16 protein-coding genes are annotated in these 17310 nt (G+C 67.8%); 13 read left to right on the forward strand and 3 right to left on the reverse strand.

Annotated features, from left to right (window positions below):
- Window positions 1-80 precede the first annotated feature (80 nt).
- The gene (locus J2X50_RS20220) at window positions 81-1529 is read right to left on the reverse strand and encodes an amidohydrolase family protein (protein WP_429097709.1); all 1449 of its coding nucleotides are present in this window, start codon (window positions 1527-1529) and stop codon (window positions 81-83) included.
- 46 nt (window positions 1530-1575) lie between these two features.
- Window positions 1576-2265: a GntR family transcriptional regulator gene (locus J2X50_RS20225; RefSeq protein ID WP_429097710.1), complete on the reverse strand. Its 690-nt coding sequence runs from the start codon at window positions 2263-2265 to the stop codon at window positions 1576-1578.
- Between the two features lie 186 nt (window positions 2266-2451).
- On the opposite strand from J2X50_RS20225, the gene J2X50_RS20230 reads away from it, so the two are divergent.
- The 13 genes from J2X50_RS20230 (at window position 2452) to J2X50_RS20290 (ending at window position 16565) form a co-directional block, all read left to right on the forward strand.
- Complete coding sequence (locus J2X50_RS20230) at window positions 2452-4023, forward strand: ABC transporter substrate-binding protein (RefSeq protein WP_429097711.1); 1572 nt, start codon at window positions 2452-2454, stop codon at window positions 4021-4023.
- 94 nt (window positions 4024-4117) lie between these two features.
- The gene (locus J2X50_RS20235; protein ID WP_429097712.1) at window positions 4118-5110 is read left to right on the forward strand and encodes an ABC transporter permease; all 993 of its coding nucleotides are present in this window, start codon (window positions 4118-4120) and stop codon (window positions 5108-5110) included.
- Window positions 5111-5124: 14 nt separating this feature from the next.
- Complete coding sequence (locus tag J2X50_RS20240) at window positions 5125-6054, forward strand: ABC transporter permease (RefSeq protein ID WP_429097713.1); 930 nt, start codon at window positions 5125-5127, stop codon at window positions 6052-6054.
- Window positions 6055-6058: 4 nt separating this feature from the next.
- A complete protein-coding gene (locus J2X50_RS20245) occupies window positions 6059-7027 on the forward strand; it encodes an ABC transporter ATP-binding protein (protein WP_429097714.1) in 969 nt (322 codons plus the stop codon).
- Window positions 7024-8097 (forward strand): ABC transporter ATP-binding protein, encoded by a 1074-nt coding sequence (locus J2X50_RS20250; RefSeq protein ID WP_429097715.1) that lies wholly within the window; start codon window positions 7024-7026, stop codon window positions 8095-8097. Before J2X50_RS20245 ends, J2X50_RS20250 begins: the two co-directional genes overlap by 4 nt.
- Before the next feature lie 11 nt (window positions 8098-8108).
- The gene (locus J2X50_RS20255) at window positions 8109-8771 is read left to right on the forward strand and encodes a flavin reductase family protein (RefSeq protein WP_429097716.1); all 663 of its coding nucleotides are present in this window, start codon (window positions 8109-8111) and stop codon (window positions 8769-8771) included.
- Between the two features lie 64 nt (window positions 8772-8835).
- On the forward strand, window positions 8836-10026 hold the full coding sequence (locus J2X50_RS20260; RefSeq protein WP_429097717.1) for an amidohydrolase family protein: 1191 nt from the start codon (window positions 8836-8838) through the stop codon (window positions 10024-10026).
- Window positions 10027-10036: 10 nt separating this feature from the next.
- Window positions 10037-11509: an amidohydrolase family protein gene (locus tag J2X50_RS20265; protein ID WP_429097718.1), complete on the forward strand. Its 1473-nt coding sequence runs from the start codon at window positions 10037-10039 to the stop codon at window positions 11507-11509.
- Between the two features lie 223 nt (window positions 11510-11732).
- On the forward strand, window positions 11733-12677 hold the full coding sequence (locus J2X50_RS20270; RefSeq protein ID WP_429097719.1) for a LysR family transcriptional regulator: 945 nt from the start codon (window positions 11733-11735) through the stop codon (window positions 12675-12677).
- A gap of 127 nt (window positions 12678-12804) precedes the next feature.
- Window positions 12805-14079: a Coenzyme F420 hydrogenase/dehydrogenase, beta subunit C-terminal domain gene (locus J2X50_RS20275; RefSeq protein WP_429097720.1), complete on the forward strand. Its 1275-nt coding sequence runs from the start codon at window positions 12805-12807 to the stop codon at window positions 14077-14079.
- Between the two features lie 22 nt (window positions 14080-14101).
- Entirely contained in the window at window positions 14102-15322 is a 1221-nt protein-coding gene (locus J2X50_RS20280) for a PLP-dependent aminotransferase family protein (RefSeq protein WP_429097721.1), read from the forward strand.
- A complete protein-coding gene (locus J2X50_RS20285) occupies window positions 15319-16170 on the forward strand; it encodes an SMP-30/gluconolactonase/LRE family protein (RefSeq protein ID WP_429097722.1) in 852 nt (283 codons plus the stop codon). Before J2X50_RS20280 ends, J2X50_RS20285 begins: the two co-directional genes overlap by 4 nt.
- Window positions 16167-16565, forward strand: a complete 399-nt coding sequence (locus J2X50_RS20290) for a RidA family protein (protein ID WP_429097723.1) — start codon at window positions 16167-16169, stop codon at window positions 16563-16565. Before J2X50_RS20285 ends, J2X50_RS20290 begins: the two co-directional genes overlap by 4 nt.
- Before the next feature lie 6 nt (window positions 16566-16571).
- On the opposite strand, the gene J2X50_RS20295 is transcribed toward J2X50_RS20290, so the two are convergent.
- On the reverse strand, window positions 16572-17225 hold the full coding sequence (locus tag J2X50_RS20295) for an ArsR/SmtB family transcription factor (protein ID WP_429097724.1): 654 nt from the start codon (window positions 17223-17225) through the stop codon (window positions 16572-16574).
- Window positions 17226-17310: the final 85 nt, after the last annotated feature.

Here is a 17310-nt window from a genome sequence, read left to right on the forward strand (position 1 = left end):
TGGCGGCAGGGTAGTAGCTCGTTCGAGCTATGCGAGAACGGGCAGCGCGTGCTGCCGGTCCGCAAGTGCCGCCGCGTTGCTCAGCTTGCCGGCAGCGGCTGCCGCGCCAGCCGCCAGAACTCCTGCGGCTCCTCGAGCAGATGCGCGAGCCCGGTGCGCTCGAAGGCGAGCGCTGCCTGTTCGGCTGCATCGTCCAGGATCGCCCCGGCGTCGAGATGGTCGGTCTTGCGGCCGCGCATCAGCACCCGGCCGTTGACGATGACGGTGTCGACGTCGGCGGCATTGGCGAAATGGGCGATGCGCGTCACCGGCATCACCGGCGGATAGAGATGCGGCTTGCGCATGTCGACGAGCACGACGTCGGCCTTCTTGCCGACCTCCAGCGAGCCGATCTCATGCTCCAGGCCCAGCGCCTTGGCGGCGTCGATCGTCGCCATCTCCAGCGTCTTTCCGGGCGGCAGGTAGGCGGGGTCGCGGAAGTGGCGGCGGTGATAGTGCATGCACTGCGCCATGTGGCGGAACATGTCGTAGCCGCGGTCGGGGGCTGCGGCGTCCGAGCCGAGGCAGACATTGACGCCGGCCTCGATCAGCTCCGGCACCGGGCAGCGGGCATAGACCGACATGATCGCCGAGGGGTTGTGGATGATCGACGCGCCGGTCTCCTTCAGCGCGGCGAAATCGTCCTCGGTAAGGTCGACGCTATGACCCAGCAGCGCGAACTTACCGAGGACGCCGAGATCGCGCGCCAGCGCGACCGAGCCGTCGCGGTGGCCGTCCTGGGTGAACAGGACGCCCTTGCGACGGCGCATATCCATGACCGCTTCGCCCATCGCCACGACCTGCCGGCGGTCTTCCGCCTCGGCCACGTGATGGGCGTAATAGACCGGCATCACCAGGCAGATGCCGGTGCCGCGGCCGAGCACGTCGTTCCAGCGGTCGATCAGCGTCTCGCTGACCTCGAGCTGCCTTTCGAACGATACCTCCGTGTCGTGCCAGGCGCCGTCGCCGCCGAACGTGCGGTAGCGGCGGGGGAAGGGCGGTCGGCCAGGTCCGACGGCCAGGAAGGTGCGCAGGCCCGCTTCGATCGTCGCCGCGCAATGGGCGTCGCCCGAGGCAGGGTCGTCGGTGCGGTAGATGTCGGCGCCGCCGCCCAGCAGCGTCATCGCCGTGGTCACGCCGCCGCGCAGCCTTTCGAGCTGCACCATGCGCGCCTCGGCGCGCCAGAACGCCGGCGTCGAGCCGCGCGCATAGATTTCCTCGCAGGCCTGGAACCAGGTGTCGACGCCGGCGCCCGCGTTGCGCACCAGCCCGTGGCCGGCATGCGAATGGTTGTCGATCAGGCCGGGCATGGCCACCATGCCGGCGCCGTCGATCACCTGCTTCGCACCGGCCGGCTCGGGGTCGTTCTCCTTGCCGATGGCGCTGATGCGGTCGCCGGTGATCGCCAGCCAGGCGCGGTCGAGCACCCGCCGGTCGGGATCGACCGTCACGGCGGTCACGTTGCGCACGAGGATGTCAGGCTGCGCCATGTCGGTCTTTGCCTTTCGAAATGGGGCCTTCCGGGCTGTCGTTCGCCTAGAGGCCGAGAATGTCCTCGAGGTCGCGCGCCACCACCCGCTCGCTTTCGAGGTCGAGCTGGTTCTCGATATGGGCGAGGTGGTGGTGCATGACGGCGAGCGCCTGCTTGGCGTCGCGCGCGGTGATGCTCTCGACGATCGCCGCGTGCTCGTCGGGGCCGCAGCTGAGCACCTCCTTCTGCTGGTACATCGCCATGATCAGCGAGGTCCGCGAAATCAGGTCGCGCAGCAGGCCCGCAAGTATCTGCGACTGCGCCAGGTCCGCGATCAGCAGGTGGAAAGCGCCCGAGAGGCGGATCGCGGTGGCGACCTCGCCGCCCGAATGCGCCTTGCGCTCGTCGTCGACATGGCTGCGCAGCCGCTCGATGCCCGCGGCGCCGATGGTCGAGCACAGCCGCTCCACCAGCCGTTCCTCGATCGTGCGGCGGGCGAAGAACACGTCGCGCGCTTCCTCGATGGAGGGCTTGGCGACGAAGGCGCCGCGATTCGGCACCAGCGTGATCAGCCCGTCGCGGGCAAGGTTCTGCAGCACCTGGCGCACGCGCGCCCGGCTGACCGAGAAGATGTCGGAGAGCTGCTCCTCCTTGAGGCGCGTGCCCGGTCCGATCTGCCGCTCGGCGATCGCGTCCCAGATCTTCTCGTAGATCTCCTGATCGGTGACCGGCCGCTTGGCGGCTTCAGCGTCCATCCAATCCTCCTCCCGCAGGCCAAGATGACGACCTGCAACCTATTCAATCCCATTCGTCGCACAAGTCAACAAATTTGTCGACAAAGATTGTTGACAATCTGAAACGACAATGTCAGCAATATCCGGGAGAGCCCGGTGGGTCGAGGAGAACGACCCGGGTTCGTGTCCTGAAACGGGAGGATTGAGATGAGGAAATTCCTGCTCGCGGCCACTGCCGCGGCCGTGGTCCAGCTTGGCCTGATGGGTGCTGCTGGCGCCAACACGTTGCGCTACGCCGCTGCCGGCGACATCTACGGGCTCGACCCGGATTCGATGACCGACAGCTTCTCCAACAATTTCCTGCAGAACATCTACGAGCCGCTGGTCCGCTACAACAAGGAGCTCAAGATCGAGCCGGCGCTGGCCCTGTCCTGGGAACTCGTCAAGCCCGACGTCGTCCGCTACAAGCTGCGCCAGGGCGTCAAGTTCCATGACGGCGCCGACTTCGGCGCCGACGACGTGGTCATGTCCTTGATGCGCGCCGTCGACGAGAACTCGCCGATCAAGGGCAACCTGCCGGCGCTCAAGTCGGTCGAGAAGATCGACGACTTCACCGTCGACCTGCACCTCACCGGCCCGACGCCGCTGCTCAACAACTATCTCACCAACATCGCGATCTTCGATTCCGGCTGGCTCGAGAAGAACAACGCCGTCAAGCCGATCAACGCCGAGCTCGGCCAGGAAGGCTACACCTCGACCAACGCCAACGGCACCGGCCCGTTCAAGCTCGAGAGCCGCCGCCCCGACGCCCAGACCGTGCTGGTCGTCAACGAAGGCTGGTGGGACAAGCCCGAGCACAACCTGACCAAGATCATCTTCACGCCGATCGCCTCCGACGCCACCCGCGTCGCGGCGCTTCTGTCGGGCGAGGTCGACATCATCACGCCGTCGCCGCTGCAGGACGCCAAGCGCATCGCCGGCAATCCGGGCACCAAGGTGCTGGAGAACCCCGGCCTGCGCACCATCATGATGAACTTCAACATGCGCGATAAGCTCGTCGACGGAAACGTCGAGGGTAATCCGTTCAAGGACGTGCGTGTCCGCAAGGCCGTCTACCAGGCCATCAACATGGATCTGGTGCGCGACAAGATCATGCGCGGCAAGTCACGCAACGCCGGCCTGCAGATCGCCCCGGAAGTGCCCGGCTTCGACGCCAAGCTCAACGAGCGGTTCCCCTATGATCCGGCGGCCGCCAAGGCCCTGCTCGCCGAAGCCGGCTATCCGAACGGCTTCCAGTTCAACATGAACTGCCCGAACGACGCCTACGTCAACGACGAGGAAGTCTGCCAGGCGATCACCGCGATGCTGGCCCAGGTCGGCCTCACCCCGAAGCTCGTCACCGAGGCCCGCACGCTGCACTTCAAGAAGGCGCAGGAAAAGCAGACCGACATGTTCATGATCGGCTGGGCGACGCTGCCGATGCTCGACGGCTTCTCGGTGCTGTCGGCCATGCTGCACTCGCCCGAGGAGAAGCTCGGCACCTGGAACCCCGGTGGCTATTCGAACGCCAAGGTCGACGAGCTGGTCAAGAAGATCGACGTCGAGCTCGACGAGACCAAGCGCCGCGCGATGATGGTCGAGGCCTTTGCCATCGCCAAGGACGAGGTCGCCTGGCTGCCGCTGCACCAGCAGCCGCTGTCGTGGGCGGTGCGCGACAACGTCGAAGTGGTCCAGACAGCCGACGATCTGCTCCGCCTCTGGTACGTCAAGGTCAAGTAAGTCGAACCGGGCCCCTGTCCCGCGAGGGCGGGGGCCTTTCGCTGCCGGCAAGCCCGCCGCCTCGACGCGGGCCTACCTCTAGGGAGTTGGGACGATGTTCGTGTTCCTCGTACGCCGCCTGCTGCAGGCCGTCATGGTCATGCTGGCGGTCGCATTCATCGCCTTCCTGATGTTCCGTTTCCTCGGCGATCCGGTGAACAACATCGTCAGCCAGGATGCCACCCAGGCCCAGCGCGAGGAAGTGCGCCAGCGCCTGCGCCTCGACGACCCGCTGGTGATCCAGTACGGCCGCTTCGTCGTCAACGCCGCCAGGGGCGATTTCGGTATCTCCTACCGCAACAGCCGCCCCGTCAGCGCGCTGCTCGCCGAGCGCCTGCCGGCAACCGCCGAACTCGTGCTCGTCGCAGCCGTGCTGTCGCTGGTCCTCGGCATTCCGCTCGGCATCTACACCGCGCTCAGGCCGCGCGGCGTCCTCAGCCAGGGCCTGCAGATCATGTCGCTCATCGGCATCTCGCTGCCCACCTTCGTCACCGGCATCCTGCTGATCCTGGTCTTTTCCGTCTGGCTCGGCTGGCTGCCGTCCTTCGGCCGCGGCGACGTCGTCGACATCGGCTGGTGGTCGACCGGCTTCCTCACCGCCTCGGGTCTCAAGGCGCTGGTCCTGCCGTCCTTCATGCTCTGCCTGTTCCAGCTCACGCTGATCATGCGCCTGGTGCGCGCCGAGATGCTGGAGGTGCTGCGCGCCGACTACATCAAGTTCGCCAAGGCCCGCGGCCTGAAGAACCGCGCCATCCACTTCCGCCATGCCCTCAAGAACACGCTGATCCCGGTCGTCACCATCTTCGGGCTCCAGCTCGGCGGCCTCATCGCCTTCGCCATCATCACCGAGACGGTGTTCCAGTGGCCGGGCATGGGCGCGCTGTTCATCCAGGCCGTCAACTTCACCGACGTGCCGGTCATGGCCGCCTATCTCGTCATGGTCTCGCTGATCTTCGTCATCATCAACACCAGCGTAGACCTTCTCTACAACGTCATCGATCCGCGCCTTCGCACCGACCCCACGCGTGCGACCGGCCGCGGCGCCTGACGGGAGCCCAAGTCATGAGCGACACTTCCTTCACCGGGCGCCTGCGCAGCTTCGCAGACAGCGACCTGTTCTACAGCTTCCGCCGCTCCAGGACGACGGTCATCGCCGCGGTCGCGCTGGCGCTGTTGTTCATCGGCGCGGTCTTCGCCCCGCTGATCGCCCCGCACAACCCCTTCGACATCGCCAACCTCAACCTGCTCGACAGCGAGCTGCCGCCGTCCTGGCTCGAAGGCGGCAACCCGGCCTACTGGCTCGGCACCGACACCCAGGCGCGCGACGTGCTGTCGTCGATCCTCTATGGCCTGCGCATCTCGCTTTTCGTCGGCTTCGCCAGCGTCATCCTGGCCGCCGTGCTCGGCGTCTTCCTCGGCCTGCTCGGCGGCTTCGTCGGCGGCATCGTCGACGCCGTCATCATGCGCGTCGCCGACGTGCTGCTCAGCTTCCCGGCGATCCTCGTCGCACTGCTCATCAACGGTGTCATGCGTGGCATCCTCCCCGCCAACCAGCACGAGAGCGCGGCCATCCTCGTTCTCGTGCTGGCCATCGGGCTCACCAATTGGGTGCAGTATGCCCGCACCGTGCGCGGTTCGACCCTGGTCGAGCGCCAGCGCGAATATGTCCAGGCCGCGCGCACCATCGGCGTCGGCCGCCTGCGCATCATGCTCACCCATATCCTGCCCAACGTGCTCGGGCCGGTTCTGGTCATCGGCACCATCAACCTCGGCATGGCCGTGCTTACCGAGGCGACGCTGTCCTTCCTCGGCGTCGGCATGCCGGCAACCCAGCCCTCGCTCGGCACGCTGATCCGCGTCGGCAACGAGTACCTGTTCTCCGGCATCTGGTGGGTGGTGATCTTCCCGTCGGCCACGCTCGCCGTGCTCGTGCTCGCCGTAAACCTGATCGGCGACTGGCTGCGCGACGCGCTCAACCCGAAGCTGAGGTAAGGCCATGGCCCTGCTCGAAGTCGAAAACCTCAAGGTCGAATTCCCCACCCGCCGCGGCGTGCTCACCGCCGTCGACAACGTCTCCTTCTCGGTCGAACAGGGCGAGATCCTCGGCGTGGTCGGCGAATCCGGCGCCGGCAAGTCGATGACCGGAGCCGCCGTCATCGGCCTGCTCGAGCCGCCCGGCCGCATCGGCGGCGGCCAGATACGCCTCGACGGCAAGCGCATCGACAATCTGTCGCCCGACGAGATGCGGCGGATCCGCGGCCGTCACATCGGCGCCGTCTTCCAGGATCCGCTCACCAGCCTCAATCCGCTCTTCACCGTCGGCGAACAGCTGGTCGAGACCATCCGCACCCACCTGCCGATGTCGGCCGCCGAGGCCCGCAAGCGGGCCATCGAATGGCTCGCCGAGGTCGGCATCCCGGCGCCCGACCGGCGCATCGACCAGTATCCGCACCAGTTCTCGGGCGGCATGCGCCAGCGCGTCGTCATCGCGCTCGCGCTCTGCGCCGAACCGCGGCTGATCATCGCCGACGAGCCGACCACTGCGCTCGACGTGTCGGTGCAGGCGCAGATCATCGGGCTGCTCAAGCGCATCTGCCGCGAGCGCAATGCGGCCGCGATCCTGGTCACCCACGACATGGGCGTCATCGCCGAGACGGCGGACCGCGTCGCCGTCATGTATGCCGGCCGCCTCGCCGAGATCGGCCCCGTCGCCCGCGTCCTGCAGAACCCGAGCCATCCTTACACCGCCGGCCTCATGGGCTCGATCCCGCGCGTCGGCCCGCGCCCCGACCGGCTGATCCAGATCGAGGGTTCGATGCCGCGCCTGACCGACATCCCCGGCGGCTGCGCCTTCAACCCGCGCTGCCCCAAGGCCTTCGCTCAGTGCCACCGGGTTCGGCCGGAGCTGCGCCCCGTCGCCGATGGCGCCGCCGCCTGCCTGCTCTATGATGGAGTGACGCAATGACCGACGCACCGATTGCCACGACCGGCGCGCCGCTGCTTCAGGTCAAGGGCCTGAAGAAGCACTTCGCCATGTCGAAGCCCTTCCTCAACCGCCTGCTCGAAGGTGGGGAGACGCAGACGGTCAAGGCCGTCGACGGCCTCGACCTCGAGATCCCGCGCGGCAAGACGCTGAGCCTGGTCGGAGAATCCGGCTGCGGCAAGTCGACCGTCGCCCGCCTCATCATGGGCCTGTCGAACCCGACCGGCGGCAGCATCGTGTTCGATGGCACGGATGTTTCGCGGGCGCCGGCGGGCCAGCCGGCCGCCATCCGCCGCCGCATGCAGATGATCTTCCAGGACCCCTACGCCAGCCTCAATCCGCGCTGGCGCGTCAAGGACATCATCGCCGAGCCGCTGCGCACCTACGGTCTCTGCGCAACGCGCGAGGCCGAGCGCCGCGAGGTCGACCGCCTGCTCGAATTCGTCGGGCTCAACGCCAAGGACGGCGACAAGTTTCCGCACGAATTCTCCGGTGGTCAGCGCCAGCGCATCTCGATCGCGCGCGCCATCTCGACCAGGCCGGAATTCCTCGTCTGCGACGAGCCGACCTCGGCGCTCGACGTCTCGGTCCAGGCGCAGATCCTCAATTTGATGCGCGAGATGCAGCGCGAACTCGGTCTGACCTACCTGTTCATCAGCCACGACCTGGCGGTGGTCAACTTCATGTCCGACTGGATCGGCGTCATGTATCTCGGCCGCCTGGTCGAGGTGTCGCCGGCGGCCGAGCTGTTCGCCAACCCGCGTCATCCTTACACCCGGCTGCTGCTCGACACGATCCCGGACCTCGACATGTCCAAGCGCGACCGCCAGCCGGTCGCTGGCGAGGTGCCGAACCCGATCAATCCGCCCTCGGGCTGCCACTTCCATCCGCGCTGCCCGCTCGCCAACGATCGCTGCCGGCGTGAGGCGCCCGCGCTTCGCGTGTATGATGGCAACGCCCGCGCTTCCTGCCACGCGGCGGAGGAGGGGCGCGACGCGACGGCCATTGCCGCCGAGGTGCCGGCGGCCCGGCCGCTCCAGGCCGCAGTCTGAGGGAAAAGACCATGGATTTCGATTTCGCCGAACTGCCCGAGAAGGACCGCTACCGGCTGCTGTGCAGCTTCGTCGGGCCGCGGCCGATCGCGCTCGTCACCACCATCGACGAGCATGGCTGCAACAATGCCGCGCCGATGAGCTTCTTCAACGTGTTCTCGCACGAGCCGCCGCTCTTGATCCTTGGCATGCAGACCAGGCCCGACGGCACCGCCAAGGACACCGTCGCCAACATCCGCCGCTCCGGCGAGTTCGTCGTCCACATGGTCGACATGGCGATCGCCAGGGAAATGATTGTCACCGGCATCAACTTCCCCAGTGATGTCGACGAGATCGAGTTCGCCGGCCTCACCAGCACGCCGTCGAAGAAGGTCGCCGCGCCGCGCATCGAGGAATCGCCCTGCGCCATGGAATGCCGGGTGTCGCAAATCCTCGACTACGGCCGTCGCACCATCGTCGTCGGCGAGGTCGTGCAGATGTATGTCCGCGACGAGTGCCTCGACGAGCGTGGCCACTATGTCCGCCCCGAAGTCTACCAGCCGATCGCGCGGCTGCATGCCGACAACTACATCGTCGCCGACAACCAGTTCGTGCTGAAGAAGCCGGCAGAATTGCTCCACCACGAGGAAGCCGCGGGCTACGCCGAGCCGAAGCCGGAGAAGGTCCCCGGCTGAGCGCCCTCCACTTGCCGGGCGTCGTGCCCGGCGAGCCGAAATCCGAACCTGCAGCGGTACCGAAATGACTGAACTCCTCCTCAAGAACGTCAGGCCCTTCGGTGGGGCCGCGACCGACATCCTCATCCGCGACGGACGCATCGCGCGCATCGGCGCGGGCGAGGTGGGCGCGGCTGCGGTCGAGGAAGGCTGCGGCGCGATCGCCATCCCCGGCCTGGTCGAGGCGCACGCCCATCTCGACAAGTCGCTGTGGGGCATGGGCTGGCACGTCCACCAGGCCGGCCCCTCGCTCGAGGACAAGATCTCGACCGAGCGCCGCCTGCGCCGCGAGCTCGACATCGATCCGAGGCGCCAGTCGGCGCGCCAGGTGGCGCTCGCCGCCTCGCACGGCACCACCGCCATCCGCAGCCATGTCGACGTCGACACCGACCAGAAGCTCTGGTGCTTCGAGGGCGTGGCCGCGACGCGCGAGCGTTTCCACGACGTCGTGGACATCGAGATCGTCGCCTTTCCGCAGTCGGGCCTGATGATCCGTCCCGGCACGCTGGAGCTGATGGACGCGGCCCTTGCCAACGGCGCCGACGTCGTCGGCGGCCTCGACCCCTGCGGCATCGACCGCGACCCCAAGGGACAGCTCGACGCGATCTTCGGTCTCGCCCAGAAGCACGGCAAGCCGATCGATATCCACCTTCACGAGGCCGACGAGCTCGGCGCCTTCTCGCTGGAGATGATCATCGAGCGCACCGCAGCACTCGGCATGCACGGCAAGGTCACCGTCAGCCACGCCTTCTGCCTCGGCATGCCCGACCGCGCCCGCGCCGCGGCCCTCACCGAGCAGCTTGCCCGCCATGACATCGCCATCGCCACCACAGCGCCCGCCTCGCGTCCCGTGCCGGCCGCGGCCGAGCTGCGCCGCGCTGGCGTGCGGCTGTGCGCCGGCTCCGACGGCATCCGCGACACCTGGGGTCCCTACGGCAATCTCGACATGCTGGAACGCGCGCTGTTCATCGGCCTGCGCAACAACTTCCGCAACGATTCCGACGTCGAATACGCCCTCCAAGTCTGCACCCAGGGCGGCGCCGACGTCATGGAGCTGAAGGACTACGGCCTGCGCGAGGGCGCCTTCGCCGACATCGTCCTGGTCGAGGCCGAGACCGTCCCCGAGGCGGTCGCCGCCCGCCCGAGGCGCAAGCTGGTGCTCAAGCGCGGCAAGCCGGTCGCGCGCTACGGCCAGCCCCTTTTCACCGTCGAATGAGCATTTTGAAATGACCGGACCATTGCTTCTCACCGCCCGCTGGGTGGTCGGCCACGTCGACGGCCGCCACTGCCTCTATCCGAACGGCGAAATCGTCGTGTCCGGCGACCGTGTCGTCTTCGTCGGCCACGGCTACGAAGGGCCGGTCGCGCGCCGCATCGACTACGGCAACGCCCTGATCGGCCCCGGCTTCGTCGACCTCGACGCGCTTTCCGATCTCGACACCACCGTGCTCGGCTACGACAACCAGCCGTCGTGGAAGAAGGGCCGCATCTGGCCCGAGACCTACATGGAGAGCGGCCCCTTCGAGATGTATTCGGAGGAGGAGCTGGCCTTCCAGAAGCGCTACGCCTTCTCGCGCCTGATCCGCTCCGGCATCACCACGGCACTGCCCATCGCCTCGCTGTTCTACCGCGAATGGGGCGAGACGGTGGGCGAGTTCACCGCGGCGGCCGAGGCCGCGCGCGACCTCGGGCTGCGCGTCTATCTCGGGCCGGCCTATCGCTCCGGCAACTCCTTCGTCCGCCACGACGGCACCATCGACTACCATTTCGACGAGGAACGCGGCTTCAAGGGCCTCGCCGACGCGATCGCCTTCTGCCACAGGTTCGAGGGCGAGGCCGGCGGCCTGATCCACACCATGTTCGCGCCCGACCGCATCGAGACCTGCACGCCCGACCTCTTGAAGCGTTCGGCCGCGGCCGCCGAAGAGCTCGACGTGCCGATCCGCCTGCATTGCTGCCAGTCGCCCTTCGAGTACCAGAGCGTGCTCAAGCTGCGCGGCATGAGCCCCGCCGAATGGCTCGAAAGCCTCGGCTTCCTGTCGCCGCGCGCGATCCTGCCGCACGGCACCCATGTCAGCGGCCGCAACGGCATCGACCGCCCGGGCCGGGACCTCGAGATCCTGCGCGACGGCGGCGGCACCATCGCCCACTGCCCGCTGGTCTCGGCCCGCCACGGCAATGCGCTCCAGTCGTTCCGCAAGTATCGCGACATGGGCATCCGCATCGGCCTCGGCACCGACACCTATCCGCCGGACATGTTCCTCAACATGCAGGTCGGCATGATGCTCTGCCGCATCGAGGAAGGCGGCACCGACGGCTGCCGCTCCGAGGACTTCTATGATGCCGCGACCCTGGGCGGCGCCGACGCGCTCAACCGGCCCGACCTCGGCCGCCTCCAGGCCGGTGCCATGGCCGACCTGATCGTGGTCGACTTCGACGATCCGTTCATGGGCCAGACCATCGACCCGATCCAGACGCTGATGCAGAACGCCTCGGCGCAGTCGGTGAAGACGGTGATGATCAACGGCCGTTTCGTCATGGAGGATGGCGTCATCCCCGGCGTCGACGACCGCGAATACCGCAGGCGGGCGCAGCGGCAGTTCGAGGGCGTGATCGCCAAATACCCGCTGCGCACCTTCGGCCACCCGCCGGTCGAGGAGATCTTTTCGTCGAGCTATCCGACCTACCGCAGGGCATGAATCTCCCCGTGCCTTGCATGAAGAGGGCGCCGTTTCGGCGCTCTCTTTGTTTTCGCAGGACGCTCATCACCACCGACGTGCCGGGCGCGAGCCTCTAGTCCCTTCGGACGAGGCCAAGCCGGCGGCGAAGAAACCTAATGCCTGCTGCGCGCCGGCCCGGAGCACCGGGGCTGCAGGGCGGGGAGGAAAGAGTTGCCGGTCGAAGCTCGAAAGGCGTGACGCGATGGTCCTGCGCAACCTGGCGAAGCTCGACCTCAACCTGTTGCACGTCTTTGCGGCCGTCTACAGCGAGGCGAGCTTCACCCGTGCCGCCGAGACGCTCAACGTTACCCAGCCGGCGGTCTCCAACAGCCTGTCGCGCCTGCGCGACGTCTTCGGCGACCAGCTGTTCGTCCGCGCCGGCCAGGGCATCGCGCCCACTCCGCTGGCCCGGAGCCTGATCGAGCCGATCAGGGGCGCGCTGGTCGCGCTCGACCGCACGCTCGCCACCCACGAGCGTTTCGATCCGCTCACCTCCGAGCGCATCCTGTGCTTCAGCATGAGCGACTTCGCCGAGGCGGTCGTGCTCGCCCCGCTGATCGGCGAGATCAACCGCCTGGGCTCGAAGGTCACGGTGCGGAACCATTTCGTCGCCGAGCGCGATCTCTATTCGGGCCTGGCCTCCGGCGAGATCGACTTCGCCGTCGAGTCGCACCCCCTCGGCGATCCCGACCTCGGCAACCGGCTGCTGTTCAGGGACGAGTTCGTCTGCGTCATGCGCAAGGGCCATCCGGCGCTGGCCGAACCCTTCGGCTTCGAGCGCTATCTCGACCTCAGGCACCTGCACATCTCCAACCGCCCGCGCATTGCCAACCTCGTCGACGGCGCCCTGGCGCGGCTCAGGCGCAAGCGGCATGTCGCCGTCCATGTCGAGCATTGCCTGGCCGCCGGCGCGATCCTGGCGCAGAGCGACCTCTGCCTCACCATCCCGACGTCCTTCGTCCGGCATTTCCTGCCGGCCGAGCGCTTCGCCGTCGTCGAACGCCCGTTCCGCATGCCGCCGCTGCAGACCTGGCTCTACTGGCACCCGGCTTCCGAGAGCAGCCCCGCCCACAAATGGGTTAGGCAGCTGCTCGAAGGCTGTTTCCCGCCGCAGGAGGCAGCCCGCGCGCAGGATCACCGCGGCTGATGTCGTTCATTCCGAATGGCAATTTGTCCCGGCAAATCCCCGCGCCCTAGACTGTGGCCAACGTCGCGCATCGGGAACAGGCCCGCTGCGGCGGAGCCCGGAAGGCTCGTCGCCTGGAGGAGGGCGCATGCGTGTTGCCGAGCGGGTGGAGGACATTGTCGAGCGCGGGCTCTGCACCGGCTGCGGCGCCTGCGAAAGCCTGCTGGGCAAGGACGTGCTCGGCATGGCGCTGTCCCCCGAAGGCTTCATGCGCCCGCGCCGCCGGCGTCCCTTGAAGGCCTCCGAACAGCGGGCGGTGATGCAGGTCTGCGCGGGGCGCAGCCAGCCCGGTCCGGCTCCGTCCGAGGCAACTCCCCACCGCATCTTCGGCACCATGCTGCATCTGGCCAAGGGCCACGCGACCGATCGGGAGATACGCTTCAAAAGCGCCACCGGCGGCATCCTGACCGCGCTCGCGGTCTACCTTCTCGAAAGCGGCGAGGTCGACGCCGTCCTCCAGGTCGGCGTCTCGGCCGGCAACCCGCTGGAGAACGAGGTCCGCTTCAACACCACCCGCGCCGGGATCGTGGCTTGCGCCGGCTCGCGCTACGGTCCGACCGCGCCGCTCAAGGACGTGCATGCGGCGCTCGACGGCGGCCGGCGCTTCGCCTTCGTCGGCAAGCCCTGCGATGTGGCGACGCTGCGCAACCTCGCGCGCGTCGATCCGCGTGTCGACAGGCAGATCCCCTACATGCTGGCGATGTTCTGCGGCGGCAATCCCAGCATCGCCGCCACCTACAACATCGTCAGGCGCTTCGGCGAGGACCACCGCGACGTGGACGAGTTCCGCTATCGCGGCCACGGCTGGCCGGGCCCCACCTATCTGCGCACGCGGCAGGGCAGGGAGCACCGCCAGACCTATGACGAGACCTGGTTCTCGAACCTCACCTACGAGCTGATGTTCCGCTGCAAGATCTGCGCCGACGGCGTGGGCGAGCATGCCGACGTCGTCGCCGGCGATTGCTGGGTCATGGAGGACGGCAAGCCGAGCCACCGCGAGGCCGGCGACGGCTGGAACATGCACATCGCCCGCACCGAGCGCGGCAGGCAGCTGATCGAGGATGCGGTGGTCGCCGGCTACATCCACGAGGAGCCGTTCAGCGTCGCCGAGCTCGAGGCGATGCACGACGACCATGGCACCAAGAAGCGCTCCGTCCTGTGGCGGCTCGCCGGCCTCGCGCTGACCGGCCAGCCGTTTCCCGACCACGGCGCGCTCCGGGTCGTTCAGGCCGGCCTTGCCGCCGGTTGGCGAGAGCGCTGGACCGCCTTCCGCGGCACGCTCGTCCGGTCGCTCAAGCGCCGCAACCGCGAGAGCCCGGTCACGTCCGGCACCTTCGCCCCGGACGCAACGACAATCAGCTGAAAACAGTCATCAGGAGGAAGCAATGTCAGTCGACCATCTCCGCGCCAGGCTCTCCGGTTCCGGCCCGGCCCTGTTTTTCCCGGACCCGGAAGTTCCGGCGATCTTCAACTTCGACCAGGGCCTTGCCGCGCCCGAAACCTTCCCGACCGAGGATCTCGTGCGTCTCGCCCGCAAGGCGCTGGACGAGCATGGCGCCAAGGTGCTCGACTATTTCGACCCGGCCACCGGCTACGAGGAGCTGGTCTTCGGCTTCAAGGGGCTGCGCAAGGAGATCGCCGACCGCATCGAGCGTACCCAGGGCAAGAAGCTTGGCGCGCTCGGCGTCATCCTGACCTCGGGCTCGGTGCAGGGCATCGCACTTGCCGCCAATGGCTACGTCAATCCGGGCGATGTCGTCGTCGCCGAGGCCGCGTCCTTCCCCTATGCGCTGCGTTTCATGCAGATGGCCGGCGGCGACCTGCGCACCGTTCCGGTCGACGATCACGGCATGGACATCGACGCGCTCGATGCCCTGCTCAGGAAGGTCAAGGCCGAAGGCAAGAAGGTCAAGGTCGTCTACACCATCCCGACCTTCCAGACGCCGACCTGCACCGAAATGTCGGTGCCGCGCCGCCACCAGCTCTTGAAGCTCGCCAAGGAGCATGACTTCCTCGTCATCGAGGACAACGTCTATGGCGACCTGCGCTTTGCCGGCGAGGAACTGCCGACGTTGCTCAGCCTCGACACCGACGAGCGCGTCATCCAGTGCGGCAGCTTCTCCAAGATCGTGGCGCCCGCGCTGCGCCTCGGCTGGATCGCCGGGCCGGCGGCGGCGATCGAGCCCATCGCCGCCGTCCGGCAGGACCTCGGCGTCGGCCAGTGGCACGCGCGCGTCATGACCTCCTACATCGCCGAGGGCCTGCTCGACGCGCACATCGCCGAGGTCAACAAGGTCTACAAGAGCAAGGCCGAGACGGCGGCGCGCGCCGTGCGCGACTATTGCGGCAACTACGTCACCTTCCGCATGCCGCAGGGTTCGTTCTACCTCTGGCTGGAGATCGACGAGCGCGTCGACTGGCAGCGCGCCGCCGAACTGTCGGCCGGGGAAGGCATCTTCTTCCGCCCCGGCGAGCGCTTCATGGGCGAAAGCGACGGCCGCCAGTTCCTGCGCCTCGCCTACAGCCATGTCGGCGAGGACATCATCGAGCGCGGCATCAGGAAGCTCGGCGAGATCCTCGGCGCTTGCGCCCGGGTTCCGGCATGACGTTGACGGTGCGCACGATCGCGGGGGGATTCGTCTATCCCGAATGCCCCCGCTGGCATGACGGGCAACTTTGGTTCGCCGATCAGCACGATGGCCTCGTCCATGTGCTGGCCGTCGACGGTGCCCGCAGCGACGGCTTCGCCGTCCCGGGCGGTCCTTCCGGCATGGGCTGGCTGCCCGGCGGCGACCTGCTCGTCGTTTCGATGCATGACCGCAAGCTGTTCCGGCGCAACGCCGAGGGCAAGCTGACGCTTCACGCCGACCTTGCCGGCGTCCATCCGTTCCACTCCAACGACATGGTGGTCGATGCCGAGGGACGTGCCTATGTCGGCAACATCGGCTTCGACTTCTATGCCGGCCAGCCGCCGGCGCCGACGGTGCTGGCCATGGTGATGCCGGACGGGCGGGTGAACGTCATCGCCGACGGGCTGATGTGCCCCAACGGCGCGGTGATTTCGCCCGACGGCCGCACGCTCGTCATCGCCGAGTCGATGGCCGAGCGCCTGACCGCCTTCGACATCGGTGCGGATGGCGGCCTGTCCAATCGCCGCCTCTTCGCCACGGTCGACGGCCATGTGCCCGACGGCATCTGCCTGGATGCCGAGGGCCACGTCTGGGCGGCCTCGCCCTACGAGAAGGTGGTGCTGCGTGTCAGCCCCGCAGGGCAGATCGTCGAGCGTGTGGTCATCCCCGACGCCAACCCCTATGCCTGCATGCTCGGCGGCGCCGACGGCCGCGACCTGTTCATCTGCGTTGCCCCGCACCACGACCCCGAGATGACGGTGAAGCTGAGGGGAGGGCGCATCGACGTCGCCCGCGCCCCCACACCGGGAGCTGGGCGGCCATGACCGACAACGTCCACCGCATCAACCCGCCCGGCATGGCCTTTCCCGGCATGAGCCAGGCCGTCGGCTGCGGTGATTTCGTGCTCGTCTCGGGACAGGTGGCGCTGAAGGACCGGCAGATCGTCTGCCTCGGCGACCCCGCCGGGCAGACCGAACAGGCGTTCCGCAACATCGAGGCGGTGCTGGCCGAGGCCGGGCTCACCCTCGGCCATGTCGTGTCGCTGCGCTGCTACCTGACCAGTGCCGAGGCATACCAAGCCTACGCCTCGGTCAAGAACCGCATCTTCGCCGGCAACCCGCCGGCCGCCACCGCCATGGTCGTCACCGAACTCGTGCTGCCCGAGATCCTGGTCGAGGTCGAGGCGGTTGCCTGGCGCCACGCGCTCGGCGGCACCTGACCCCGGTCAGGCTTCGACCTCGAGGCCGGCCGCCTTCCAGTCGGGAAAGCCGGCCTCCAGCTTGCGCGCCCGAAACCCGTTGGCGTGCAGCAGGGCCACGGCCTCGGCCGAGAACACGCAATAGGGTCCCCGGCAGTAGGCGACGATCTCCTGCCCGGCCGGCAGCTCCGCCAGCCGCCGCTCGAGCTGGCGCCCGGGGATATTCAACGCGCCGGGCAAATGCCCGAGCGCGAATTCTTCCGCCGGCCGCACGTCGAGCAGGATCACGCTGTTTTCGCGCATGCGCTCCAGCAGCTCCTCGCGCGAGATCGCCTCGACGCCCGCCTGCCTGCTGCCGGCCACCAGTTCGCGCACGTCCGCGCGATTGTGCTCGGCCAGTTGCCTGAGCGCCGCCAGCAGCGGCGCCACCGGCCCGTCCGCCAGCCGGTAGAGCACCCGCTTGCCGTCGCGCCGCGTCTGCACGAAACCCGTGCGGCGCAGCAGCTGCAGGTGCTGCGAGGCATTGGCGAGCGAAAGCCCGGCAAGCTCCGCCAGCCTCTCGACCGAGCGTTCGCCCTGGGCGACGTGTTCGAGCAGCATCAGCCGGTGGCCATGCCCCACCGCGCGGGCGAGTTCGGCGATCTCGGCAAAGATTCGGTTCTGGATGTCGGACCCGGTCATTGACATCAGCCTAGCATTGCAACATCAATCAATCAATCTATTGAATGAACTGAAATACCGCCCCGCGATCGGCGCTCGCAGGCAC

Origin of the sequence: Aminobacter sp. BE322 (assembly GCF_050433525.1) — a bacterium.
GTDB lineage: Bacteria > Pseudomonadota > Alphaproteobacteria > Rhizobiales > Rhizobiaceae > Aminobacter.